We start from the raw sequence: 24,947 nt of genomic DNA on the forward strand, positions 1-24,947 counted from the left end.
GGAATACTTGGTTTACAAAGTGCTGTGTTAAAGCTTGTTTGCAAACATAGCATATTCTTCCAGAATTCCAAATTGTTCGCCGACTTATTTTTGTATGAAAATCGCTATTCCTGACCTGGGCTACTTCGTGCAGGATGAGGCAGGTACAGACCCTGGCTGACACCCTGCCGCTCACCGGTCACAGCTGCGTTGTGATACGGAACAAAAATGAGTGTATCATTTCTGCTTTCCGGGAAATATCCGGTGCGGTTGATGTCTGTCAGTTGTTTCATTTCAAACGGAAGTTCCCGCAGGCGTTCCAACCAAATCTGATGCAGGAAATCTTCCACGGACAGGGACATCAGGGCCTGCTGCATCTTTCCCTCATCGGCCTCCGTGGCGCGGGACCTCACTTGAGCCAGATAGCTGACAGCCTCTGCCGTGACCCCTTCACTCTGGACAATCGCTTCGGAGGCCATCAGCAGCACCTCACTGTAACGATAGATACCGACAGCCTGACGTGCCGGTTCCTGTGGGTCTGCATTTTCTGAAATCCAGAAATAGGGTGCGGGATTGAACAGTTCAAAGACAGTTTTCCCATCGTCCTTGATTTTAAGGAATGTATGAAAAAACTGACGGTCCTTTCCGCGCAGGTCATTGTCCTCATAGCAGCGCATGAAGGTCCGGGTCGGTTCAAAGGCATTAAACGCCACATCTGTCTTGAGCTGTTCCCATTCACGGGCCTTACGGGGAAAAGCAAAAGATGCCAGGGAATGCCCGGATTCTCCAAAGGCAACGTAGAGGTATTCATCGCTTGTTGGAGTTGTGCGGAGCACATTGAATGCCGACAGACTCTCCAAAGCTCCATTTTTCTCAAGCCGGTGCTTGCCGGAATGGATGACAGGGCGCAGAAGCTCTGCCGCCTGCCTGTATCTGTCCTTTCCCAGTGGTTTTCCACTCATGGAAAGGTATACTTCAGCCAATAATGTACGTGCTGCATACGCTGTAACGTGCATGTGATTTTCTACAAAGCCTTTCTCGGGCAAGGTGGCAACAGCATCCAGCAAGTCTTTTTCCACGACAGAGAAGGCTGCCTCCGGTTTCAAAAATGAGGTGTCCGTGCGCTTGTTGGGATACCCGCCGAATGCACGTATCAGATAAAAGCGGTTCAATGCACGAAAGAACTTCGCTTCACCGGCAAGCCTTGCCCTTTCGGAAAGACTGAGCCCGGGTGTGTCGGGCAGGAGTGACACAATGCTGTCTGCTGCCTCAATACCGTCAAAGCATCGGGCATAGATGCTGGATGACAGTTCCCTGACAGAGGGACTTGACAGCTGCCTGTCCGTTAAGTCCGGATAGAAGCCTTCTGTCGCCTCACTCTTGAAAAGCCCCGAAAGATAGCTTTCCCAGGCAGCCGGTATACCATCGTTGTCGTCTGAATAAAGATGGAGGGCAGGGACTCCCTTCGTGTACAGTCCGTCAAGGACTGTCCTGACCAGCAGGGAGTCGGCGTACGATTCCTCTGCAGGTTCTATTGACGGGGTGTCATCGTTTTCACAGGATGTTGCAACATGGAGACACAACATCATCAATATGATTGGTACGAATCTGTTTGTTTGCATGGTCAATGGCTATTTAATGGTTAAAATGAATAACTGTAACTGATTTGGCTCGTGAATGAGGAAGTCCTTTGCCGGGCGGGGTCCGCCAGGGAACGGTGCTGATAGGAGAGTCCGGCGTTCAAGCCGTGGCGTTTGAGGAACCTGTAGCTGGCATGCCACCTCACATTATAGATGTCGGCCATCCGTTTTCCCTCATCCAACGTCCGGTTGGAGGACACTGTAAGGCCCGTTGTCACTGCCTTGTCGAAAAGACGCTTGTAGCAAGTGAGAATAGGGCCCATGGTGAGGACATTCTTCCTGGACATGTAATTGTTGCTGATGTTCACTCCTGCAACCAGTGACAGGTCTGCCGGTATGAAATCGATGCTGTAATTGGTCCCGACATTCAGGAAACGGGTCAAATTGCCCGGCATGATGTAGTCACCTTGCCGATCGGCTGCTTCCTGATAACCGGCGTTGGCGGACAGGATGTGTGTCTGTTTATCCGTTTTCTTCACGTGCCAGTTCAGATTCATCTCTATGCTGTTGCTTAGCTGGGTAAAACGGAGTGTATCCAGATTCTCATAGGGTGTCCGTTCGTTGATATAATCAAAGGACGACTTGATATTGCGGTGAGCCTGATAGCTGGATATCGCCACCGATGCCGAAAACCGTTCACCGGGCGTGTAACTGATGCTTGCAGAACCAACAAACCGCTTGTTTGATTCCTGTTTGTCTCCAGACAAATCGTCTCTCTGCACACCGCCACTCAGGGCAATGCTCAGTTTGTTGTCAAACAAACTCCTGCCATAATTCAGCGTCAGGTTCTCATAGTCATTGTTGAAGTAGTAGGCACCCAGTGTTTCATACTCCGGACTGATCCGTTCGTATCCCAGGCTGATGGAATTTCCGAGGAATGTATAAGACAGGTCTGACTTGAAGGCATGATAATCCTGAGTCTCCTTTATCCGCAAGTCCCGCTGCATGAAACTCACTCCATACTCAAAGGAGAGTTTCAGATTTTTGATGATGCTCAGGCTCCCCTCAAGACCGAGGGCTACATTCCCTTGCGGCAAGATGCCCCGTGCATCGGCTTCAAAAGAAATGTCTTCCATCTTGTCCTTCGCCGTAAAGAACGTCCCGCCGAATGCAAATTTGTCATGTTCATACCGGACTTTTGCACCGTATCCCCAACGTTCGTAGTTAGGACGGACAGCAGGATTCGAGGAGTCTGCCTCGACCCGTTTTAACAGCCGGCCACCCATCGCGGAGATTTTCCACTTCCCGGGAGTCAGCTCTGCCCCGACACCTGTGAACTGGTGCCCATTGAGCGTATAAGGATTGAAGTTCATCGATACATCACCTACATGCAATCGTATCCATTTGTAGGATGGATGGAGGCTCAGCCTGTTAGGCAGTGAAGGATACGAGACCTGTGCCCCGTAGTTATTCAGATTGAATGACAGGGGGATATCCAACAACTCATACAGTGACATATTGATAGAACCGGTCAGCTGATAAGTGAAAGACTGGCGGGATTGTTTGGGTGTACTGCTGAATTGAGTCGCATTCGCAGTAAAGCTTCCGCTGATTTTGAACGGCTTCTTCTTGCGGAACTCTATTATTTCCTCCACATTTTGGGCAGAAACAGCATGACTTCCCATCATGAACAGGAAGATTCCCAAGGCAAGGTGTATAATGCGAGGTCTGGTCATTCTATTACAGGTATTTGTTGGTTATTCTCCGGTTCTCTTTTCGAGTTTTACATCTGTTACAATATAAGATTGCGAGCCATCTTTGACGAACTCCTTGATTCTGATGATACCCCTTCTACCATCTGCAGTACGTACCAGCACGAAATGTGGTATGCCGGATTTATCGAAACTCGCCAGACGGGGTTCAGACCATTGGGTAAACTGGTCCAAGTCTGCGGAGGTCTTGATGTTGTCAAAGACAGCATCGGTCATGTGCATTCCCCTTGCATCCGGACGATTGATAAATGTAGCGCCCTGAGCCTTGTCTATCTTTGGGAAAGAGCTGGCTGTGGCCTGATTGGGGGCAAAGAAGTAGCAGTAGTTAAACGCGGAGTTGAGAGCAAAGAATCCGAAATCGACCCATTCTCCACATTGCTTCTCCACAATCTGACTTGACGTTAACACACCACCTTCCTTGGCAGAGTAAAAACATCCTACACTATTCTTTGCCTCATTGATACCGAATTTCAAATCATCCTGCTGAATAAGGCCACTGTTGGGCTGGATGACGATGCTTTTCTCAACAACCTTCTCTTCTTTGCCATTGCCGGCAATCATCTGCAGGTTATAGGTTCCGGCATGTTCGAACCGGACGCTTGTCGTTTCGTTGGCAGGTGACATGACGTGAGCTCCTGTACACACCCAGCGATAAGACAATCCACCCGTGGTGAGATTGGTTGTGGTCAGGGTTAACGGGGCCTGCCAATCCCGGTCGACAGGCAAAGGTTCATAGCTGAAATCTGCCTGCATGGGGTCACGCAGGGTAAATGTCCGGGTCAACTCCTCGTATCGGCTCCCATTGAAAACTTTCAGATGGATGCGGTGCTCACCTCCGTCACTGAAGACGACAGACTCGGGATACCGCACGTTGGATGTTACAGGCTTGCCACCCTCGAAAGTCCATTCGTAAGAGCTTCCGCCCTTACTCTTATTGGTGACGGAGACTACTCCTGGAGCAATATCATTCAGCGCGATGGCAAAGTCAAAGTCTATGGTCATGGCAGAATCGACTCTGACGGTTTGCTGACTCATTTTTTCTTCCACGGCATTCCATACCCGCAAGGTTACTTTATGTTCACCTGCCTGCGTGAACACCACCTTACCCGGGCTTTTGTCCGTGGAACTGCTGGGATTTCCACCCTCAAAGGTCCACTCATATTCGTCCGCCCCGTAGCTTTCGTTCTTTAACTGAATAGTTACAGGTGAGGTCTTGTCATCTGATGCCTCTATGGTGAATGCCGATTCGATAGGAACAGCAGTCTCCTTGAGACAGGACGATAGCAAGGTTGTGCAAAACAGCGTTGCTATCAAGCTTGATGGGATATTAACGTTATTCATCTCTTCTAATGGATATTTTTTACACCATACATATTCTCCTCAACATATTCATCGTCTTTGAACAATTGATACACTCTGTTTCATAATTCTACTTTTTTAAAGGTCCTTTTTTACGCATTTTACTATTGTTTTCCAACTCCTCAATAACTTTTTCATCTATAATTGTTTTCCCTCGATACAGGAGCATGGCATCTAAATATTTTGCCATATCTAAGAACATTCTTATCTCCTCTATCTTGGGCCGTCGCTCAAAAGTGATAGTTACCCTTCCGCTTCCTTCGGAACATGCCGCACTTATGTCATAATAATTCTTTTTGGGATTAAATTTGGCATAACACCGAACCTTGTTTAATGAAGCAAGCGCAATTTCTTGAAATTTCTCTGGTATTGTTTCTATATTCGTTGAAATATATTTTCCATCCTCAGTATCTTCAAACCATACAAAGAAATCTTGATTATCATTAATGTATTCTACCCATTTATGATAATCTATAGAGCCTTTACCACTCCTTATAAAACTAAAGCTGCTCTTGTCAATATGCAAATACGTCAATTTTCCTATAGTAATCATACCTTTATTATTTTATATAATCCTCCAGGTTGTAAATTTCAAACTTTATTTGGGGATGAACGGTATTAAGTTCTTTAAGCCATTCACTTTTCAACTTCTCTGTTATATGACCTTTAGGCATATAAATATGTACTTCTGCACTTCCTGTAATGTGCATTGCATATCCATTACTTTTTAAACCTTCAGCATTTTCTAATCCATCTTTTAAGAATCTTAGATTATCTTGTATTGGCTTAGAATTTAACCAAGCTTTCACGTCTGTTATAATCGTTGTTTTCATAGACACTGCTGTTTCGGCATATATTTGGGTCCCCTTTACCTCCCCTTTGTAGAAATCCACTCCTTTAAAGTTATGAGCAATATCAGCAGTATGTACCCATCCTTCTGACTTCCTATAACGGTATTCTCCCATAATATCCTCAAATAGTGTCCTGCCTTCCAGCATATCTTCTACTTTATATTTGGTTTTCCAGATGTTTTCAATGTCTTCTAATTTTTCTTCCGGTGTTTTTGCGACAAATTCTTCAAGCGTCTTTGGTATTCGTTTGACCTGTTTGACAGCATCGCCTAATTTATCTGCAATTTCCGGTAAATCTTTCACAATAGCAGCCCCTGACACTAGAGCAACAATTGCGTTCCCTGTGCCTCTTGTTGCCAGATGGCTGCGTTCTCCACGGTCCTTACTGTTGAGGGATTTATTCCATTCTTCAGGAGTATTGCCTGTGGTCACAGTAAGAACAACATCGCTGAAAATGTCAAAGAATGCCTTGGGATCTTCTCCTATCTGGTCTTTGATTTCCTTAAACTGCCGTACGAGACCAGAACGTGCATCCTCATCGGTTGCAAGATCATAGGCCAAGACTCCAAGAGTAGTGATGTCTGTTACTTTTTGGGCAACGACTTCAATACTTCCTGTAACTAAACCGGGAGCTTTAACGGACGCATTCGAACTTGAAAGGTAAACGGATGGTTTAACTTCTCCGGTCTTAAGTAAGGCTATTGTGATGTCAATTCCTTCAGAAATGACTTCTCCGTAACTCCCTTGTACCGTTATGCGTCCCCCGTCGGCGAAAGATTCTGTTGTTGTTTCATAACGACTGGCAAGGTCACTCACATGATGTGCCTTGAGCAGAGCGTTGGTCTTAGTTCTGATATTTTCTGATAGCTGCGCATGGTTGATCGCTTTTCCATCTTTGTTGACCAAGTCTTTCTTTATGCCAAAGGCCTGTAATTGTAGCACTCCGGTAGAATCCATGGAGAATCTTCCCATGAATTCTTGAGGTTGTTCCCAGTCACCGTGATTCATTTGTTCATCACTCAACGGTTTCTTCACTTCCTCTACATCGCCTTGTGCATTAAGCCGATAGTTTTTACCTTCGATATAAAGTTCACTCCCCGCTCCAAAGCTTTCTTTTATAGCTCTGAGCAAACTCTTGACAGAACTACTGCCTGCTGACTTCCCGGTGCCTTTATGTAGGCTTGTCCCCTTCGCTCTCTCAGGAACAGATGTATTTCCAGCAGTCGAGGCTGGAAACTTTATATACTCTACAACATTTTCTGGTTTGATTTTACTCTGATAATCTATATAGGTAAATTCACCATCGGCATTGGGTGTAAAATCAAATCCTGCAAGCCTTACAAACTGTACTGTATGTGGCTGGGATGTCGGAGCTGTATAGTGAAGGAAGACAATGTCTTTCTTTTCTTTTTCTTGCCTGGATACAGGATATTTGTCATCTGTATATTTCTTATCTACGACTTTAAAGTAGCCTTTGAAAATATGCCCACCGGAACTAAGTGTTTCTTTGCTGACATAATAGTCGTCACCAACCCTAAATCCATACAATGCCCCATTGGGGAATCCGGCGTAAGAATCCAGATTCTTAACATTGATATCCAAACAGTATTGATAGATTATGGCCCCTTTGGGCAACGTTATTATCTGCCCGGCAGGAGTAACAAAATTTGTTTGCTGATCCAAGATGAACGTTGCGCCGTTTACGCTTTCCCCTTCTTCCGCCTTGTCCATCGCCGTGAACACCGCCGGATTGGCCATGACGTTCCACTGGAAGGCGGCAAGCTCTCTCGCTCCCGGAGTGTAGTCCATCAGGTTGTCGGTCTTCCCTTGGGACTTCCTGCCACCGTATTCCCCGTCGAAGGTGTGTTGCAGGGTGAAGAGCCCGTGACCCACTTCATGGGCAATGGTACGGGCAAGCGCATCCGTATTCGGGCTGTTACCGGCGAAGATGTATCCGAACCGGCTCTTACGGGGCATTTCACCCTGCAAACCGTCCTTCTCGTCCTCCAGACCTTTGGCACCGTCCAGCACAAAGAGGTAGAGGCCGTCGAGTGTGCCGGCTTGTTCCTGGTACGTCTGCTGCAGGTTGAGCATCTCGGTGCTCTCCTTGAGTTCCTTCTCATATCCCCAGAAGGACTTGCCAACCGTGCTGAGCAGACCGTCCTTCTCGCTCTCCACTTCCCAGTCGTAGTTGCCGCGCAGGCTCTCATCCACATCGACGGTGAACTGAACGCCGGCAGGATAATAGATGGCATTGAGCTCCCTCTCAATGGCGACCTTGTCCAACTTCGCCTCATTGATGGGGACCAGGGTGACCTTGTGCTGCTGACGGGCATAGCTCACCACACGGAGCTTGCCGATGACCGTCCCTTCGTAGACGGCAAAGACCTCGTAACCGGAGCCTGACGCTACGGAACGGAGGGTGACTGTCCAGGACTGCTCCGACTCATTGAGCCGGGCAGGAAGGGCCGTGGTATTGGGCTCGGACACAAAGCGGACCTTGGTCAGGTCGATGTCCTTCAGCCCGTCATAACGGGCCGTTACGACATCCTCCGCGCCGACCGGAACGAGCTTCCAGGGGGCGATATATCCCTTGGCAAAAGGTTTGTAGAAGCGGTCCACCTTGACGCTCTTCTGATACCACTTCTCCTTTCCGTCATCGAAGGCATATTCACCCTCTCCACGCTCGAAGCGTACATAGCCGTACTTGCTGGAGAGTGATTCCGGGTTGAAGTCGCCGACACGGTCCACGCGTTCACACATGAGACGGACCTTGCCGTCCGTGCCATCCGGGGCAGTCCCGGAATCATCCGGGGTGTTGCCTCCAGTTGTCCCGACCTGATAGCTGTTGCCCTTGCTGTCGGTGACGAGCAGGGGGAAGATGCTCTCATACGGGGCATTCGCCGGCACTTCGAGCCGGATGGTCTGCGGATTCCCGTCGGCATCCGTCGTCTCCAGTTCCCCCGTTGCGGGATTGTACGTAACCTGTGGCAGGTCGGGCAACGTAAAATCCAGCTTGTGCTCGCGCATCCGGATGGTCGCGGGTCGGATGTCCTTGCCTCCGTCATCCACATAGTCGAGGTTGGAAACCTTTGATTTCCTTTCATCGTAGGAGGCTTCCACCGTCCCGCCTGTCTGGAAGTTGTCCACATTGATGCGGAGACGGTCGAAGCGCAGGGAGACCGGCGTGTCCACGACGGTCTTCAGACGTGTCTTTCCACGGCCTGAATACCAGCCGTCACCCAGGGAGGTCACCTCGGTTATTGTCATGGGGTAGTCGCCGCCTATCGTGACGACATCCCCTACCTTTACGCTCAAATTGGGGACCTGAGACAGGTCGCTTCGCACGGGTTCCTTACCGCAGTCTGCCAGCAGCTCTTCATTACGGCTGCTGAGTGTGAACTCCTGCACATCCGAGAACACGGGACGGTTGTCCGTGCAGAGAGTGCCCACCCGCCACTGGTAGGTCCATCCGGGTTTGAGCCGTGCCAGCGTCAGGGACTCGCCCGACACCTGGACGTCGCTCCATTCATAGACATTGAGACGGGTCTTGGGACGGCACTCGACGACATAGCCGGTCGTGCCGATGACCTTGTCCCAGGAAAGGTCCACCTTGGCAAACCGGGGATGGGACTTCAGACCGGTGGGGGCCTGGCAATCGTCGTTGAGATAGAACCAGCTGACCTCACTGAAGCCACCGTTCTCGAACATGCCGACTTCATCGATGCCATCACGGGCTATCGCCTGTACCTGCCAGGCATAGCGCCGGTTCGGGAACAGGACGGGTTCGAGGTGGGTGTAGTTCAGCGTGGTGTTGCGCGTACGGACACGGTAAATCTCATTCCCATAGGCAAACGCGGACTGGGGAGCGGCACCGTTGTCCGGCAGTTCCTTCAAGACGAACTCATACTCGGTGCCGGCAAGTCCCTGATGGCGCGGCATCCACTGGAAACGGAGATAGAGCGGCTCCGTGATGGCGATTTGTGCGTCTTTCTCCGGAGAGTTTAGCTGGGGAGGCTTCTTTACATCGAGATAAGAGCGTCCCGCATGCCAGTCGGACAGGGTACGGCCGGTGTAGTAGTCGACGACCTGTACGGCGAACTCGGTGTAGCCCGTGGGCAGCTGCCCGTTCCGCAGACGTCCGTTCGTCTGCAGGTTCTCAGGCTGCAGGTAGGGCGCAAGGTCGATGTTCGTCAGCCGTGTGGGCACGTTGGCATAGAGCTCCAGCATCGGATAGTCCGCATCCTCACGGCTTTCGGCACGGAACCCTGTACTTTTCAGCTTGATGCGCAGCTTCGCAAAGAGCAGGGGCTGCNCAAGGTCGATGTTCGTCAGCCGTGTGGGCACGTTGGCATAGAGCTCCAGCATCGGATAGTCCGCATCCTCACGGCTTTCGGCACGGAACCCTGTACTTTTCAGCTTGATGCGCAGCTTCGCAAAGAGCAGGGGCTGCTGCAGGTCCCGGTTGAGAAGGGTGACGATCAGACGGTCACGGCTGCCGCTGTAGTAGTCCGCCAGGTAGGGACTTTGCGGAGACGGCCATTGGACTGTGGCATGGACCGGATAGTATTGGGCATAAAGCCTTACGCATCCTGCCACTGAAAGAAGGACGGTTACAAAGAGTATTTTACACAGCGCGAACAATTTCATTGACTTCATGCTCCTCATACAAACTTGTGTTTAGGTTGGTTAAAAATGAGATTTCCATGGGAGGATTCCCCTGATGAAACGCCTCCTGACAGAGAACCGGCTTACCGGTTCACTCGTCGCCTTGTCAGTTCAGGCTCAAACCTGCCAAGGCTGGATGATAACATTTGTTGATAGGTCCTGAAAACGAACAGTCTGCTAATTTCAATAGGATGCAACGGGATTTTCCTACAGATTCAGGCATTCGCCCGGACCCCTCAACCGTTAACCGGAGAGGCCGGGCTTCGACAACTTCTTCTTTCTCACTTGAAACTCTGACAGTTCCTTTCGTCTGATTGCCTGGACAAGCAACGGAACGCATTGTCGGCAAGAATGCTGGAAACATCTTCATCGTTGTAAAATTTAATGGTTTAGATTTTGTATGGCTAAGACTTGAAATCTTCCAACAGCCTGCAAACAGGCTCAAAATCAACGGCTACATTCTCTTCTCCAGGCATCAAATATACGCCTGTTTGTTGCAGGAACAATCGTCGGGTCGTATGTTTTACAACATAAGAAAGGGCATTCCTCTTTGTGGATAATTGCCGTGTAACGACCGGTCCAATCCACCAACGAAAATGTAGGGGCGACCGGTCGGGTCGCCCGGCCCAATGCAACGCCCAATAAACATTCAACAACCATTCAAACAATATTCGACAACCGTTCAAACGCATTCCGCAGGGTCAATTGCCCACCGTTATGTATAAATGCGGGAAAACAATCAGGATTGTACCGGACATTTGTGTGTAACAGTCGTTTGTTGGACCGGGTGTTTGTTGGACCGGGCGACCAGACCGGTCGCCCCTACATTTTTGATTGATTGGACGGAATTGGGCATCGCCGAACCGATGGCATCAACAATATGGGGTGAACATATTCCATCGGTAATACCGTAAATGTATGCAAATGAATGTAGGGGCGACCGGTCGGGTCGCCCGATACACACGCCGCAGGGTTCATTGTCCACCGCTATGTATGAATGCGGAAAAACAATCAGGATTGGACCGGACGTTTGTGTGTAGCAGTCGTTTGTTGGACCGGGCGACCAGACCGGTCGCCCCTACATTTTTGATTGATTGGACGGAATTGGGCATCGCCGAACCGATGGCATCAACAATATGGGGTGAACATATTCCATCGGTAATACCGTAAATGCATGCAAACGAATGTAGGGGCGACCGGTCGGGTCGCCCGATACACACGCCGCAGGGTTCATTGTCCACCGCTATGTATGAATGCGGAAAAACAATCAGGATTGGACCGGACGTTTGTGTGTAGCAGTCGTTTGTTGGACCGGGCGACCAAACCGATCGCCCCTACATTTTTGGTTGATTGGACGGAATTGGGCATCGCCGAACCGATGGCATCAACAATATGGGGTGAACATATTCCATCGATAATACCGTAAATGCATGCAAACGAATGTAGGGGCGACCGGTCGGGTCGCCCGATACACATGCCGCAAGGTCAATTGTCCATTGTTCTGTGAAAATGCGGGGAAAACAATCAGGATTGTACCGGGCATTTGTGTGTGACAGACGTTTGTGTGTGACAGTCGTTTGTTGGACCGGGCGACCAGACCGGTCGCCCCTACATTTTGATTGATTGGACGGAATTGGGCATTGCCGAACCGATGGCATCAACAATATGGGGCGGACATATCCTATCGGTAATACGGTAAATGCATGCAAACGAATGTAGGGGCGACCGGTCGGGTCGCCCGATACACACGCCGCACGGTTCCATTGCCCATCGTTACGTATAAATGCGGGCAAACAATCAGGATTGGACCAGGTGTGTTTGTGTATGACAGTCGTTTTGTTGGACCGGGCGTTTATTGGACCGGGCGACCAGACCGGTCGCCCCTACATTTTGATTGATTGGACGGAATTGGGCATTCGCGAGGTCACGACATTTTGATGCTATTTTAGGTTAAACGCTTGACAAAATCGGCACATACAGACTTTCTATCTAACGCGCATTTTTGAAAAATAGAGCCTTCCAGCGAAAAGTACAAAAACCTCTTAACAATTACATTCTGGAATCCGCATCCATTTTTATTAAATTAGAGTCATGAATGACATTTTAACTCTCAAACTATATTGTTTTACGTGTCAAACACTTGTGTTTGGAGTGTGAAACAATATTGTTTGACGACCCAAACAATATTGTTTCATCCGTCGAACACTTGTGTTTTATGCTTTGAACACATTATTTCGTATTACAAAACATTCTTTTAGTTCCTTTCACCTCTATTTTATCGATGAATAGAGTGCTTTCAGATGTGTGATTTAGCAAAGGAATTCCTCTCTTTGGCATTCACTATGACATCATTTGAAAGAACTGGAATACCTTGTGTCCACCAAGCAGCAAAGAAGGTGTCATTGTGTATTTCGCGAATCGCCCGAAAATGGCAATTTTTGCCACCAACTCCTGGTTGGATGCGACGGAAGGCCTTCTCAAGCGATTCGTTTGACGTTTTGACACTTTGACAATCTGTACCAACGGGAGAGCAGTCACCATCTGATTCGGCGAACGCACCGAAGTAAACGCAAGGTGCATGAGACGGCGCTCTCACCTTCAAACGTACTTTTTCACTGCAAAAAGAACACATGACATCAGACAGCCAAACCGATTCCTTTTTCCGCTTCTTCGCGTCACAAGGCTTTTTTGTAACAAACCGTGACAATTTTTTGAAGCTGAACAAATAAACATTACTTTTGTGTCGAATAACCCTGTTAACAGCAAATTCTATTACTTAATATACTCGTACTATGAACAATCAACCGAGCATTCCGGAGCTGACTCTGAAATGCGAACAAATCAGAAAGCGATTGGTCGAAGTGGTTTACAAAGCCAAAGCCGGACACATCGGCGGCGACCTCTCCAGCCTCAATGCCTTGACGGCACTCTATTTCCGCATCATGAACGTTGACCCCAAGAACCCGAAGATGGACGGACGCGACCGCTTCATCATGAGCAAGGGACACTGCGTGGAGGCTCTCTACTCCGTGCTCGAAGCAAAGGGTTTCATCACCAAGGAGTTGGTGGACACTTACGGGGAATATCTCTCGGTACTGGCAGGACACCCCACCATCGAGGTGCCGGGCATCGAGTTCAACAGCGGCGCACTGGGACACGGACTGTCCATCGGTGTGGGCTGTGCCATCGCTGCCAAGATGGACGGCAAGCCCTACCGCACCTTCGTCCTGATGGGCGATGGTGAACAGGGGGAAGGCTCCATCTACGAGGCTGCCATGGCGGGCAGCAAATACAAGCTCGACAACCTCGTGGCGATGATTGACCGCAACGGTTTGCAAATCAGTGCACCGACGGAAGACGTGATGCCCATTGAACCGATACGCGACCGCTGGGAAGCTTTCGGATGGGATGTGCATGACATCGACGGCAACGACATGGGCGCCATCGTCCGTACACTCGAAAACATCGATTACACCAACGGCAAACCTCACCTCGTGATTCTCCGCACGACCAAGGGATTCCACGTGTCGCTCATGGAGAACATCCTGAAGTGGCACCACGGCGTGCCCACGGCTGAGGAGTACGACCGTGCCATCACCGAGATCACAAACCGCATCGAAGAACTTAAAAAGAACTGTTAATCATGGAAATCAAGAGTGTTGCTTGCCGCAAGAGTTTCACCGACGCACTGGTGGAACTGGGCAAAAGAGATAAGAATATTGTAGCCGTCACCACGGACGCACGCGGCTCGGTGACGCTGACCGACTTTGCCAAGGAGCTGCCGGAACAATTTGTGGAATGCGGTATCGCCGAACAGGACGCCGTGGGCATCTCTGCCGGACTGGCTTCCTGCGGCAAGAAGGTGTTCGTCTGCGGTCCTGCCTGCTTCTATGTAGCCCGAAGCCTGGAACAGGTGAAGGTCGACGTCGCCTACTCCAACCAACCGGTGAAAATCCTCGGTGTGAGCGGGGGTGTGGCATACGGCGCACTGGGTGCCACCCACCACAGCCTGCACGACATCGCCGTGCTCCGCACCTTCCCCGGCATGCAGGTGGTGCTTCCGTGTGACGCACGCCAGACCCGCAAGCTGGTGGAACAGCTCGTCGACTACCCGCACCCGGTCTACGTCCGTGTAGGGCGCAACGCCGTGCCCGATGTCTATGAGAACGACGACTTCGACTACGAAATAGGCAAGTCCATCCAACTCCAGGACGGCCACGACCTGACCATCATCGGTACCGGTGAAACCGTCTACCATGCACTGGAAGCCGGCAAGCGTCTGGCTGCTGAGGGCATCAGCACCCGCGTCATCGACATGCACACGCTGAAGCCTGCCGACACCGAGGCCATCGTGAGAGCTGCCCGCGAGACGGGACGCATCATCACCGTCGAGGAGCACAGCATGTTCGGCGGACTGGGAGGCATCGTGGCAGAGACCGTCGCACAGTCATGCCCCGTGCCCATGCGCATCCTGGGCATCCCTGACGAGAACGCCGTGCACGGCAAACCGCTGGAAATCTTCCACTACTACAACCTCGACGCCGAAGGCATCTACAACACGGCCAAGGACTTCGTAAACGCTTGATACTTATGAGATACATCATAGCCATCGACCAAAGTACGTCAGCCACGAAGGCGGTGCTGTTCGACGAGCAATGCCGCCTCATCGACCGCAAGAACGTAGCGCACCACCAGTACTATCCGCAGGCAGGATGGGTGGAGCACGATGCCGAGGAAATCTACCGCAACACGGTGGAGGCCATCCGCCGGCTGATGGAAGGACGGACGGACGCCGACGCCTCCTACTCGCTCGCCATCACCAACCAGCGCGAGACCGTCGTGGTGTGGAACCGGCTCACGGGAAAGCCTGTCTGTCATGCCGTCGTGTGGCAGTGCCAGCGTGGAGCGGACATCTGCGAGGACCTGAAGCAACGGGGCTACACCGAGTTCATCCGCGAACGCAGCGGCCTGCTCATTGACCCGTATTTCGCCGCCAGCGGTGCCAAGTGGATTCTTGACAACGTGGATGGCGCCCGCGATGCTGCGGAACGGGGCGAACTGCTCATGGGTACCATCGACTCCTGGCTCGTCTGGAAACTGACGGACGGACGGGTACATGCCACCGACTACACCAATGCCTCGCGCACCCTGCTGTTCAACATCCATACGCTGGACTGGGACGACGAGCTGCTCCGCCTCTTCACCATCCCCCGCAGCATGATGGCGGAGCCACATCCCTGCGACTCTGTCTTCGGTGAAACCACCGTCGAAGGCATCTTCTCCTCCCCCATCACCATCGCCGGAGTCCTGGGCGACTCGCACGGCGCACTTGCCGGACAGATGTGCTTCGAACCGGGAATGGGCAAGGCGACTTACGGCACGGGCTCATCCGTGATGGTCAACATCGGAGAGGAAGCCATCGGTGCTCCCGAGGGACTGGTGACCTCCGTCGGCTTTGCCGCCTGCGGCAAGGTGTTCTACGCCTTTGAAGGCAACATCCACTGCACCGGCGCCACCATCAAGTGGATGGCGGACCAGCTGCGCCTCATCGAGAGCCCGGCTGCCATCGAAGCGCTTGCCGCGGGTGTGCCGGACAACGGGGGTGTCTACCTCGTGCCTGCCTTTGCCGGACTGGGCGCCCCGTGGTGGAACCCGCACGCCAAAGCCATGATTTGCGGCATGACGCTCGGGACGGAACGCGGACACGTCTGCCGTGCAGCCCTGGAAGCCATCGCCTACCAAATCAAGGACCTCATCGACCTGATGACCTGCCACGCCGGCATCACCCTGAAGGAACTCCGTGTGGACGGCGGACCGACGAAGAACAAGCTCCTCATGCAGTTCCAGGCAGACATGCTGAATGCCTGCATCAACCGCTCCGACGTGGAGGAAGCGTCCGCCATGGGTGCCGTCGTGATGAACGGACTGGCACGCGGCGTGTGGAAAGACCTGGCCGAAGTGGCTGCCCTGCGCACGACCGACAACCGCATCCTGCCACAGATGGCGGACGACGAGCGTGCCCGTCTCTATGCCGGATGGGTGGATGCCGTCCGCACCGTGAACAAACAGTGAACAGACAACCCCATAACAGAACAACTAATTAACTTATAAGGTATGATACAACAAGCTAAACCCGGAAAAGAGACTTTCGGTTTGATTATCGGTACACGCGCCTACTTCAACTCGGAGCTGGCAATCGACGTCCGCAAGACACTGCTCGAACAGCTGGAGAAGGCTGGCTACGGTTACGTGATTCTCGACGAATGCGACACGCCGACGGGCGGTTCGATGGAGACCGTCGAGGACGGAAAGAAGTGCGCCAACCTCTTCCGCGCCCACCGCGACGAGATCGACGGCATCATCGTGTCACTGCCCAACTTCGGCTTCGAGGTGGGCATCATCAATGCCATCAGCCGCGCTGAACTGCATGTGCCGGTGCTGGTACAGGCATGCGATGACCAGAACGACAAAGTGGACCTGGACAGCCGCCGTGATGCCTTCTGCGGAAAGATTTCCGTGTGCAACAACCTCTACCAGTGCGGCATCCCGTTCACGGATACGACCCTGCATACCTACTCCATCCACAGCGAACTGCTGATGAAGGACATCGACAAGTTTGCTGCCATCTGCCGCGTCGTACGCCGGCTGACCCACGCACGCATCGGACAAATCGGTACCCGTCCGCTCGGCTTCAACACCTGCCGCTACAGCGAGAAGCTGCTCCAGGCGAGCGGCATCACAGTGGTGCCCGTCGACATGAGCGAAATCATCTTCAACGCACAGCGCATCGACAACAATGCCGCTGCCCTGAAGCAGAAGATGGAGGAAATCAGCCACTACGCCAAGGTGCCTGCCGCCTACCAGGAGAAGCTGGCGATGCAAGCCAAGTTCGGCCTCGCCGTGGAAGAGTGGATCGAAGCCAACGAGGTGGATGCCACTGCCATCCAATGCTGGGACTCGCTGGAGCAGAACTACGGTTGTGCAGCCTGCGTCACCATGAGCATGCTGGGTGAACGCCTCATCCCGTGTGCCTGCGAGACCGACGTCGCCGGTGCCGTGTCGATGTATGCCCTCCGTCTGGCAGCGGGACAGCCTGCCGCCCTGCTCGACTGGAACAACAACTTCGCCGACGACCGCAACAAGTGTGTCTGCACGCACTGCGGCAACTTCCCGAAGAGCTTCGTGAAGAACGACCTCGAACTCGGTCCGCTCGGTGTGCTGGGACGTACGCTCGGCAAGGTGAACACCTTTGGCGCCGTCTACGGCAAGTGTACGGAAGGCGACTTCACCTTCTTCCGCATCTCGACCGACGACACCCTGGGCTGCATCAAGAGCTACCTGGGCAAGGGACACATGACCAACGACCCCTATGGCATGGACGGCTGCATCGCCGTAACACAGGTGGACAACCTGCAGAAGTTGCTGAAGTTCATCTGCAAGAACGGTTTCGAGCACCACGTGGCAATGGTACGCACCGACGTGGTGGACATCCTCCAGGAGGCCATCGACAACTACCTGGGCTGGGACTTGTACGTACATGAATAAGGTCCCAGCCGGTCAGCCCCGACGTCTGACCGACTGAAACACTATGGAAAACGCCTGCCGGAAGCACGAAGCTTGCACGGCAGGCGTTTTTTCGTATCAACAGGTTTTCAACGAGGTGCTCAGTTGTTCTCGGGGCGGAGCTTGCGGACCACGGCACCGGTCTGCCACATCTCGCTCTCACGCAGCTGACGGAGTTCTTCGTTCAGCTTCTCGCGGTAGTCGGGCTGTGAGTTGGAGTCGATGGAGCGTTGTGCCTCCTCGCCGCTTGCCACGGAGTTGTAGAGTTTCTCAAACACGGGCTTGGTGGCATCGTGGAACGGACCCATCCAGTCGAGTGCGCCACGCTGTGCGGTGGTCGAGCAGTTGGCATACATCCAGTCCATACCCTTGGCTGCGAAGAGCGGCATCAACGACTGGGTCAGCTCTTCAACCGTCTCATTGAATGCCTCCGAAGGGGTGTGACCATGCTCGCGCAAGGTCTCGTATTGCGCCAGGAGCAAGCCTTGGATGGCACCCATCAGGGTTCCACGCTCACCGGTCAAGTCGGAGTACACTTCGCGCTTGAAGGTGGTCTCGAACAGATAGCCCGAACCGACACCGATGCCGAGGGCGATGACACGTTCCCAGGCACGTCCCGTAGCATCCTGATAGATGGCGTAGGACGAGTTCAAGCCGCGTCCTTCGAGGAACATCGTGCGCAGAGAGGTACCCGAACCCTTGGGTGCCACCATGATGACGTCGACGTCGGCAGGAGGAACAATGCCCGTACGGTCGCTGTAGGTGATGGCGAAACCGTGAGAGAAATAGAGTGCCTTGCCGGCTGTGAGGTGCTTCTTGATGACCGGCCAGCAAGCTATCTGGGCGGCATCCGACAAGAGAACCTCGATGATGGTCGCACGCTCGCAGGCCTCTTCGATGCTGAAGAGGGTCTCACCCGGTACCCATCCGTCTGCCACTGCCTTGTCGTAAGTCTTGCCGGGACGCTGGCCGACGATGACATTGAAACCATTATCACGCAGGTTGAGCGACTGGCCGGGGCCCTGTACGCCGTAACCGATGACGGCGATGGTCTCGTTCTTCAATACCTCACGCGCCTTGTCCAAGGGAAACTCTTCACGGGTTACAACGTTCTCGGTAACCCCTCCAAAATTCATTTGTGCCATTTTACTGAAATGTTTTAAGTATGTGTTTAATAATAGAGTCAATCGAATCTCACTTTGCTGCGGCAGACCACGTCACCGCCGTTCTTGCGGACCTCGATGTCGTACTCGCGCTCACCGGTCTCGTCGCGGAAGAATGACAGGGTGTCGCCGTAATAGCTCTCGGCGGAGTATGCCATCTCAAAACGCTTTATACGCCGCTCCCGGAACGTCTCCATCGGAAAGAGGTCCAGGATGTGCTCGATGTACTTGATGCTGTTCACATGTCCGTTGATGTCGATGTCGCTGTAGAGGGCACGGTGCTCGCCGACGGCTTCCTGACTGGTGACCTTGATGCGCCCGGGCTTCTGGATGGGGCATTCCTTGTCACTGCAGATGTAGTCGGTGATGTGGCCTCCGTGAAGCGTCAGCAGGTCAGCGGGCTTCCGTGTCTTCATGTCAATCATTGCCCAGATGGAACGGGCATACCCGACGGGATTCCCCCCGGCATCGAGGATGGCAAAGTTGCGGTCGGTGAACAGACGGTAGACATTCTCCACCCAGGTCTGTATGGAGAACGACTCATACTGCTCGGGCATGCGCTCCAGCTCGATGGCCAGACGGGACAAGACCCAGGTGTAGTGGTTGTCGTTGAGCGTCTGCATGCCGAACCCACGCTCCTCGGCGTGGAAGCCGGCACAATTGAGCAAGTGGTTGCCCAGCACGCCCATTGTCAGCCGTCCGGTGAAGTCGACGTGGAACGGTTCTGCCACGAAGTGATACTTTCCTATTTTCTCTGTACTCATATAATAGTGATGTTTATTGGATGCAGCGGCGATGCTTCTCCGCCCGTTCGTCCAGATACTCGTTGACGCGCTCCACGCAACTCTTCGTGATGGCGACACGTCCCGAACGGACAAACTGGAGCACACACCCCAACGACTGAAGTTCGCTGTTGAGCGCCGTAATCTCGTCGCTCATACCGGTCTTCTTGACGATGGAGTAGACGGGGTTCACCTCCACGATGCTGGCCCCGTAACGGCGGATGACCTTCGAGATGTACGAGTCGCTCTCCAGCTTCGGGGTCGACAGCTTGTAGAGGGCTATCTCGTGGTAGAATATCTCATCGTCGGTGAAGTAGTGAGCCTGGATGACCTCAATCTTCTTCTCGATTTGCTTGACCACCTTCTGGATGGTTTCTGCATCGACCCACGCCGTGATGGTGTACTTGTGCACACCCTGGATGGACGAAGCGGACACGTTCAGGCTCTCGATGTTGATTTGCCGACGGGTGAACACCGCCGTTATCTGGTTGAGCAAGCCGGCGATGTTCTCCGAATAGACGATTAGTGTATATAAGTTCTTTTCCATGTGTTCGGTCCTCCTCTCTTAGCATTCAAGCAACATTTCGTTGACCGTTCCTCCCGGAGGAGTCATCGGCAACACATTCCCTTCTTCAATCACTGCCACCTCCAGCAGGAACGGTCCGTCGGTGGAGAGCATCCGTCCGATGGCTTCCGCCAGGTCCTCCCGGCGCTCCACCAGCTGCGAGGGGATGCCGTATGCCTCGGCAATCTTCATGTAGTCGGGGTTGAGCATCGGGGTGAACGAGTAGCGGCGTCCGAAGAACATCGCCTGCCACTGGCGCACGTTGCCCAGGTAGTTGTTGTTGAGCACCACGATTTTCACCGGTGAGCCCTGCTCCATGATGGTGCCCAGCTCCTGAATGCTCATCTGCAGACCACCGTCGCCCATGAAAGCGAACACCGTACGTTCGGGGGCGCCGAAGGTAGCACCAATGGCAGCAGGCAGGCCGAAGCCCATGGTACCCAGTCCGCCCGAGGTCACGATGCTGCGTTTCTGTGCATAGTTGAAGTAACGGGCGGAGAGCATCTGGTTCTGACCGACGTCGGTCACCAGGATGGCATTGCCCCCGGCAGCATCGCTCACGGCACGTGCCACCTCACCCATCTTCAGAGGTCCCTCCTTCGGGTATACCTCCGACTCGATGACATGGGCATACTCCTGCTCCTCGTAGGGCTTGAAGCTCTCTATCCAGTCGGTGTGACGGGCTTCAGTGATGCGCTCGGTCAGCTGACGCAACGTCTGCTTGCAGTCACCCAGGACAGCCACGTCGACAGCCACATTCTTGTTGACTTCCGCCGGGTCGATGTCCAGGTGGATGATTTTTGCCTGACGGGCATAGGTCTCCAGGTTACCCGTCACCCGGTCATCAAAGCGCATGCCGATGGCGATGAGCACGTCACACTCGTTGGTCTTCACGTTCGGTCCGAGGTTGCCGTGCATGCCCAGCATGCCCTTGTTCAGCCGATGTCCGGTGGGGATGTCCGACAGACCGAGCAGCGTGGCACCGCAGGGGATGTCCGCCTTCTCCAGGAAGGCAAGCAGCTCCTCCTGTGCATTGCCCAGCTCGACTCCCTGCCCCACCAGTGCAAACGGACGGCGGGCAGCATTGATGAGCCGGGCAGCCTCGTCGAGCGAAGCCTCGTCGGTGTCGGGCACGGGGACATAGCTGCGGATATAGTCGATGTCGACCGGCTCGTAGTTGAAGGTCTCCACCTGTGCGTTCTTGGCAAAGTCAAGCACGACGGGACCCGGACGTCCGCTGCGGGCAATGTAGAATGCCTTCGCCACCGCCATGGGCACGTCCTCGGCACGGCGTATCTGGTAACTCCACTTGGAGATGGGCTGCGTCACGCCCACGAGGTCCACTTCCTGAAAAGCATCCGACCCCAGGAACGAGGTTCCCACCTGACCGGCAATGACCACAATGGGTGTACTGTCTATCATGGCGTCGGCAATGCCCGTCACCGTGTTCGTCGCACCGGGACCGCTCGTCACCAGGCAGACGCCTACCTTGCCCGACACACGGGCGTAACCCTCGGCAGCATGGGCAGCCGCCTGTTCGTGGCGTACCAGGATGTGGTTCAATTGTTCTCTATGGCTGTATAACGCATCAAAGGCGGGCATGATGGAACCACCGGGATACCCGAAAAGGGTCGTCACTCCCTGATGTTCCAGCGAACGCATCAATGCTTCAGCACCGGTTATTCTTTCTTTACTCATAGCTGTAACTTCTTCTCTCGTTTAATCTACGTCGTTAGTAGTGGGCAGGGGAATTCAGTCCTCCACCATTCTCACGCCTCCCTTGTCGGCTGAACTGACCATGCTGGCGTATGCACGGAGCGCCTTCGACACCCGGCGGTCGCGCGTCACGGGGGCCATGGGACGTGCAGCCAGTTCCTCGTCGCTCAGACGGACGTTGATGGTGCGTGCCGGGATATCTATCTCGATAATGTCTCCGTCAGTCACCTTGCCGATGTTGCCTCCGGCAGCCGCTTCCGGTGAGATGTGACCGATGCTCAGGCCTGACGTACCGCCGCTGAAGCGTCCGTCGGTGATGAGTGCACACTCCTTGCCCAGGTGTCTGGACTTGATGTACGACGTCGGGTAAAGCATCTCCTGCATCCCCGGTCCACCCTTGGGACCTTCGTGCGTGATGACCACCACGTCGCCGCTCACCACCTTGCCACCCAGGATGCCTTCGCAGGCAGCCTCCTGGGAATCGAAAACCTTTGCCGGACCGGAGAAACGCCAGATGCTCTCATCCACACCTGCCGTCTTCACCACACAGCCGTCCTGGGCAATGTTTCCCTTGAGCACCGCCAGGCCGCCATCCTTCGAGTAGGCATGCTGCAGGTCACGGATGCAGCCGTTGGCACGGTCAGTGTCCAGTTCCCCATAGGTGGCATCCTGTGAGGCAAAGCGGATGTTGAAGCGGTTGCCCGGAGCACTCGTGTAGATGCGCCGTGCCTCGTCACTGACGTCCGCCCGGCTGATGTCATAACGTTCGATGGCCTCGCCCAGCGTCAGCCCGTCCACCCGGGAGACGGACGTGTCCAACAGTCCGCCCTTTGCCAGCTCACCGAGGATGTTGAGGATACCTCCGGCACGGTTCACATCCTGGATGTGGTATTTCTGCGTGTTCGGCGCCACCTTGCACAGGCAGGGTACACGGCGTGAAAGCATGTCGATGTCGTCCATCCGGAAGTCCACTTCCCCCTCATGGGCAATGGCGAGCAGGTGGAGCACCGTGTTGGTGGAGCCTCCCATGGCAATGTCGAGCGTCATGGCATTGAGGAACGCCGCGCGGGTGGCAATGTTCCGCGGAAGGACACTCTCGTCGCCCTCGTCATAATACTTATAAGCATTCTTCACAATCAGCGCGGCAGCATCCTTGAACAACTGGCGCCGGTTGGCATGGGTGGCAAGGATGGTTCCGTTGCCGGGGAGCGCCAACCCGATGGCCTCGTTCAAGCAGTTCATTGAGTTCGCCGTAAACATGCCCGAGCAGCAACCACATCCGGGGCACGCATGCTGCTCGATGGCAGCCACGTCTGCATCGCTCACCGACGCATCGGCTGACTTGATCATCGCGTCAATCAGGTCCAGGTGCTGCCCGTCCCATTCTCCCGCCTCCATCGGTCCTCCGGACACGAACACCGTGGGGATGTTGAGCCGCATGGCAGCCATGAGCATCCCCGGCGTAATCTTGTCGCAGTTGCTGATGCAGACCATGGCGTCCGCCTTGTGCGCGTTCACCATATACTCCACGCTGTCGGCAATGAGGTCACGCGAAGGCAACGAATAAAGCATCCCGTCGTGCCCCATGGCAATGCCGTCATCGATGGCGATGGTGTTGAACTCGGCAGCAAAGCAACCCAGCTTCTCAATTTCCTCCTTGACCATCTGCCCCACTTCGTGCAGATGCGTGTGTCCGGGAACAAATTGAGTAAAAGAGTTGACTATTGCAATGATGGGCTTTCCCATCTGTTCACGTTTCATCCCGTTTGCCACCCAGAGAGCCCTAGCCCCTGCCATGCGGCGACCTTGCGTACTAATGGCGCTACGTAGTTGATGTTTCATCGTTCTAAATGCTTTACGCGGTTCCTATAATTGAAAGAGCCTTCCCCATAACTGAGAAAGGCTCTTTCCACAAATATATTCATGACAGCATGACACGCGGCCTTTCTCACGGTCTTGATGGAATCACCACGACGTGAATCAGAATGACTGACAATACTAGGCTGACGATAATCATGCTTGTATACATAATCCTGTGTATTGGGTTGTTCAATTGTTAACGGAGGCAAAGGTACAGTTTTTTCCACAACAAGCAAACAAAATGAATATTTTTTGCGCATAAAAATAGACATTCGTAAGAGAAGTCTCATTTTCTAAACAATATTATCACATCCACCCCTTCTCTGAACCGGGGAACAGCCCTCTCTGCTCCGTCTTCTCCATCCGACGCCTTCTCACATTGTCACCCTTTTTCCGTTTCCACTTGACAAAAAGAGAAAAAGCTACTTTCCAGCTAACACGTGTTTTTTTGGGAATCGCCTGAGAAGTGCCTCGTTGCGCTCCATCCCGGCTTCGGATGCGAACAAGCTATTTTCAGAGGGGGAGGGAGCATTTGACGATTTGACAATTTGCAATCTATTGGCATTCTTACTATTTTCGCTTCCAATCAAACCGACAAAGCCATGAAACAACGTATCACGAGATGCGTATGGGGTGCCATGGTCTTCGCCCTTACGCTGTCCGCCTGCGGCGGAAAGAACCAGAAGACTGCAACAACAAATTTCTCAACAGATTCCATCATGACCAACGACACACTGAACGAACTCCGAATCGACAGCGTCCGCCTGAGCTGGCTCAAGGACAATGCCGGCGAACGGCTGATGCCCCGCACCTTGTTTCCGGATGCACCGGACAGCCTGATTGACAGCCTCGGGTTGCAAGACGGCATTCCGGCAAGCGTCAGCACTTTTCTCGTGGAGACGAACGGATGTCTCATCCTCTTCGACACGGGAAACGGTACACCCGACAGCCGCTTGCTCCCGGAACTGAAACGACGTGGCATCTCACCCGCAGACATCCGTTATCTCTACCTGACTCATTTTCATGGCGACCACATCGGCGGCATGATGCAAGGCGACAGTGTCGTGTTCCCCAACGCGGAAGTCTATG

Annotated in this window: 15 protein-coding genes (1 of these 15 running past the window's edge); 5 read left to right on the plus strand and 10 right to left on the minus strand. The window is 53.3% G+C overall.

The genetic code is table 11. From position 1 onward, the window contains the following. Nucleotides 1–104: 104 nt before the first annotated feature. The 5 genes from C8275_RS13900 to C8275_RS14685 form a co-directional block, all read right to left on the minus strand. Nucleotides 105–1,601 (minus strand): RagB/SusD family nutrient uptake outer membrane protein, encoded by a 1,497-nt coding sequence (locus tag C8275_RS13900; protein ID WP_106625607.1) that lies wholly within the window; start codon nucleotides 1,599–1,601, stop codon nucleotides 105–107. Between the two features lie 20 nt (nucleotides 1,602–1,621). Beyond that, the gene (locus C8275_RS13905; protein WP_234395781.1) at nucleotides 1,622–3,295 is read right to left on the minus strand and encodes a hypothetical protein; all 1,674 of its coding nucleotides are present in this window, start codon (nucleotides 3,293–3,295) and stop codon (nucleotides 1,622–1,624) included. 21 nt (nucleotides 3,296–3,316) lie between these two features. Beyond that, complete coding sequence (locus C8275_RS13910; RefSeq protein WP_106625608.1) at nucleotides 3,317–4,672, minus strand: PKD domain-containing protein; 1,356 nt, start codon at nucleotides 4,670–4,672, stop codon at nucleotides 3,317–3,319. Nucleotides 4,673–4,760: 88 nt separating this feature from the next. Next, nucleotides 4,761–5,243, minus strand: coding sequence for a hypothetical protein (locus tag C8275_RS13915; RefSeq protein ID WP_106625609.1), 483 nt, complete (start codon nucleotides 5,241–5,243; stop codon nucleotides 4,761–4,763). 7,262 nt (nucleotides 5,244–12,505) lie between these two features. Beyond that, nucleotides 12,506–12,934 (minus strand): hypothetical protein, encoded by a 429-nt coding sequence (locus C8275_RS14685; protein WP_157948291.1) that lies wholly within the window; start codon nucleotides 12,932–12,934, stop codon nucleotides 12,506–12,508. Nucleotides 12,935–13,001: 67 nt separating this feature from the next. Between C8275_RS14685 and C8275_RS13935 the strand changes: the two genes are divergently transcribed. Genes C8275_RS13935 through C8275_RS13950 form a run of 4 tightly spaced genes read left to right on the plus strand, consistent with a single transcriptional unit; the run spans nucleotide 13,002 to nucleotide 17,754 of the window. Beyond that, complete coding sequence (locus tag C8275_RS13935; protein ID WP_022384086.1) at nucleotides 13,002–13,850, plus strand: transketolase; 849 nt, start codon at nucleotides 13,002–13,004, stop codon at nucleotides 13,848–13,850. 2 nt (nucleotides 13,851–13,852) lie between these two features. Next, nucleotides 13,853–14,794: a transketolase family protein gene (locus tag C8275_RS13940; RefSeq protein WP_106625613.1), complete on the plus strand. Its 942-nt coding sequence runs from the start codon at nucleotides 13,853–13,855 to the stop codon at nucleotides 14,792–14,794. A gap of 5 nt (nucleotides 14,795–14,799) precedes the next feature. Beyond that, complete coding sequence (gene glpK / locus C8275_RS13945) at nucleotides 14,800–16,281, plus strand: glycerol kinase GlpK (RefSeq protein WP_106625614.1); 1,482 nt, start codon at nucleotides 14,800–14,802, stop codon at nucleotides 16,279–16,281. A gap of 42 nt (nucleotides 16,282–16,323) precedes the next feature. Continuing rightward, nucleotides 16,324–17,754 carry an L-fucose/L-arabinose isomerase family protein gene (locus tag C8275_RS13950; protein WP_106625615.1) on the plus strand — a complete coding sequence of 477 codons (1,431 nt, stop codon included), beginning with the start codon at nucleotides 16,324–16,326 and terminating at the stop codon, nucleotides 17,752–17,754. A 119-nt stretch (nucleotides 17,755–17,873) separates the two neighbouring features. Here the strand turns inward: C8275_RS13950 and ilvC are convergent, their stop codons facing one another. From ilvC to ilvD, 5 genes are read right to left on the minus strand one after another with little or no spacing between them, the layout of a single operon-like run. Then, nucleotides 17,874–18,917, minus strand: coding sequence for a ketol-acid reductoisomerase (gene ilvC, locus C8275_RS13955; protein WP_022384082.1), 1,044 nt, complete (start codon nucleotides 18,915–18,917; stop codon nucleotides 17,874–17,876). Between the two features lie 38 nt (nucleotides 18,918–18,955). Further along, on the minus strand, nucleotides 18,956–19,699 hold the full coding sequence (locus tag C8275_RS13960; protein ID WP_022384081.1) for an acyl-[acyl-carrier-protein] thioesterase: 744 nt from the start codon (nucleotides 19,697–19,699) through the stop codon (nucleotides 18,956–18,958). 13 nt (nucleotides 19,700–19,712) lie between these two features. After that, complete coding sequence (ilvN, locus tag C8275_RS13965; protein WP_022384080.1) at nucleotides 19,713–20,264, minus strand: acetolactate synthase small subunit; 552 nt, start codon at nucleotides 20,262–20,264, stop codon at nucleotides 19,713–19,715. Between the two features lie 18 nt (nucleotides 20,265–20,282). Continuing rightward, nucleotides 20,283–21,980 carry a biosynthetic-type acetolactate synthase large subunit gene (gene ilvB / locus C8275_RS13970; protein ID WP_106625616.1) on the minus strand — a complete coding sequence of 566 codons (1,698 nt, stop codon included), beginning with the start codon at nucleotides 21,978–21,980 and terminating at the stop codon, nucleotides 20,283–20,285. Nucleotides 21,981–22,034: 54 nt separating this feature from the next. Beyond that, a complete protein-coding gene (gene ilvD / locus C8275_RS13975; RefSeq protein ID WP_106625617.1) occupies nucleotides 22,035–23,840 on the minus strand; it encodes a dihydroxy-acid dehydratase in 1,806 nt (601 codons plus the stop codon). A 620-nt stretch (nucleotides 23,841–24,460) separates the two neighbouring features. Between ilvD and C8275_RS13980 the strand changes: the two genes are divergently transcribed. Then, on the plus strand, nucleotides 24,461–24,947 hold the 5' portion of the coding sequence (locus tag C8275_RS13980; RefSeq protein ID WP_106625618.1) for an MBL fold metallo-hydrolase. Its footprint extends 386 nt past the window's final position; 487 of the gene's 873 nt are visible here — the first part of the coding sequence; the start codon lies at nucleotides 24,461–24,463; the stop codon falls past the right edge of the window.

Source organism: Bacteroides sp. Marseille-P3684 (genome assembly GCF_900291465.1).
GTDB lineage: Bacteria > Bacteroidota > Bacteroidia > Bacteroidales > Bacteroidaceae > Phocaeicola_A.

Bases quoted from the DNA above. Each gene is read 5' to 3' on its own strand.
- C8275_RS13940 (WP_106625613.1), top strand. From the start codon at position 13,853: ATGGAAATCAAGAGTGTTGCTTGCCGCAAGAGTTTCACCGACGCACTG.
- C8275_RS13915 (WP_106625609.1), bottom strand. From the start codon at position 5,243: ATGATTACTATAGGAAAATTGACGTATTTGCATATTGACAAGAGCAGC.
- C8275_RS13960 (WP_022384081.1), bottom strand. From the start codon at position 19,699: ATGAGTACAGAGAAAATAGGAAAGTATCACTTCGTGGCAGAACCGTTC.
- ilvD (WP_106625617.1), bottom strand. From the start codon at position 23,840: ATGAAACATCAACTACGTAGCGCCATTAGTACGCAAGGTCGCCGCATG.
- C8275_RS13950 (WP_106625615.1), top strand. From the start codon at position 16,324: ATGATACAACAAGCTAAACCCGGAAAAGAGACTTTCGGTTTGATTATC.
- ilvN (WP_022384080.1), bottom strand. From the start codon at position 20,264: ATGGAAAAGAACTTATATACACTAATCGTCTATTCGGAGAACATCGCC.
- C8275_RS13935 (WP_022384086.1), top strand. From the start codon at position 13,002: ATGAACAATCAACCGAGCATTCCGGAGCTGACTCTGAAATGCGAACAA.
- ilvB (WP_106625616.1), bottom strand. From the start codon at position 21,980: ATGAGTAAAGAAAGAATAACCGGTGCTGAAGCATTGATGCGTTCGCTG.
- C8275_RS13905 (WP_234395781.1), bottom strand. From the start codon at position 3,295: ATGACCAGACCTCGCATTATACACCTTGCCTTGGGAATCTTCCTGTTC.
- ilvC (WP_022384082.1), bottom strand. From the start codon at position 18,917: ATGGCACAAATGAATTTTGGAGGGGTTACCGAGAACGTTGTAACCCGT.
- C8275_RS13910 (WP_106625608.1), bottom strand. From the start codon at position 4,672: ATGAATAACGTTAATATCCCATCAAGCTTGATAGCAACGCTGTTTTGC.
- C8275_RS13900 (WP_106625607.1), bottom strand. From the start codon at position 1,601: ATGCAAACAAACAGATTCGTACCAATCATATTGATGATGTTGTGTCTC.
- glpK (WP_106625614.1), top strand. From the start codon at position 14,800: ATGAGATACATCATAGCCATCGACCAAAGTACGTCAGCCACGAAGGCG.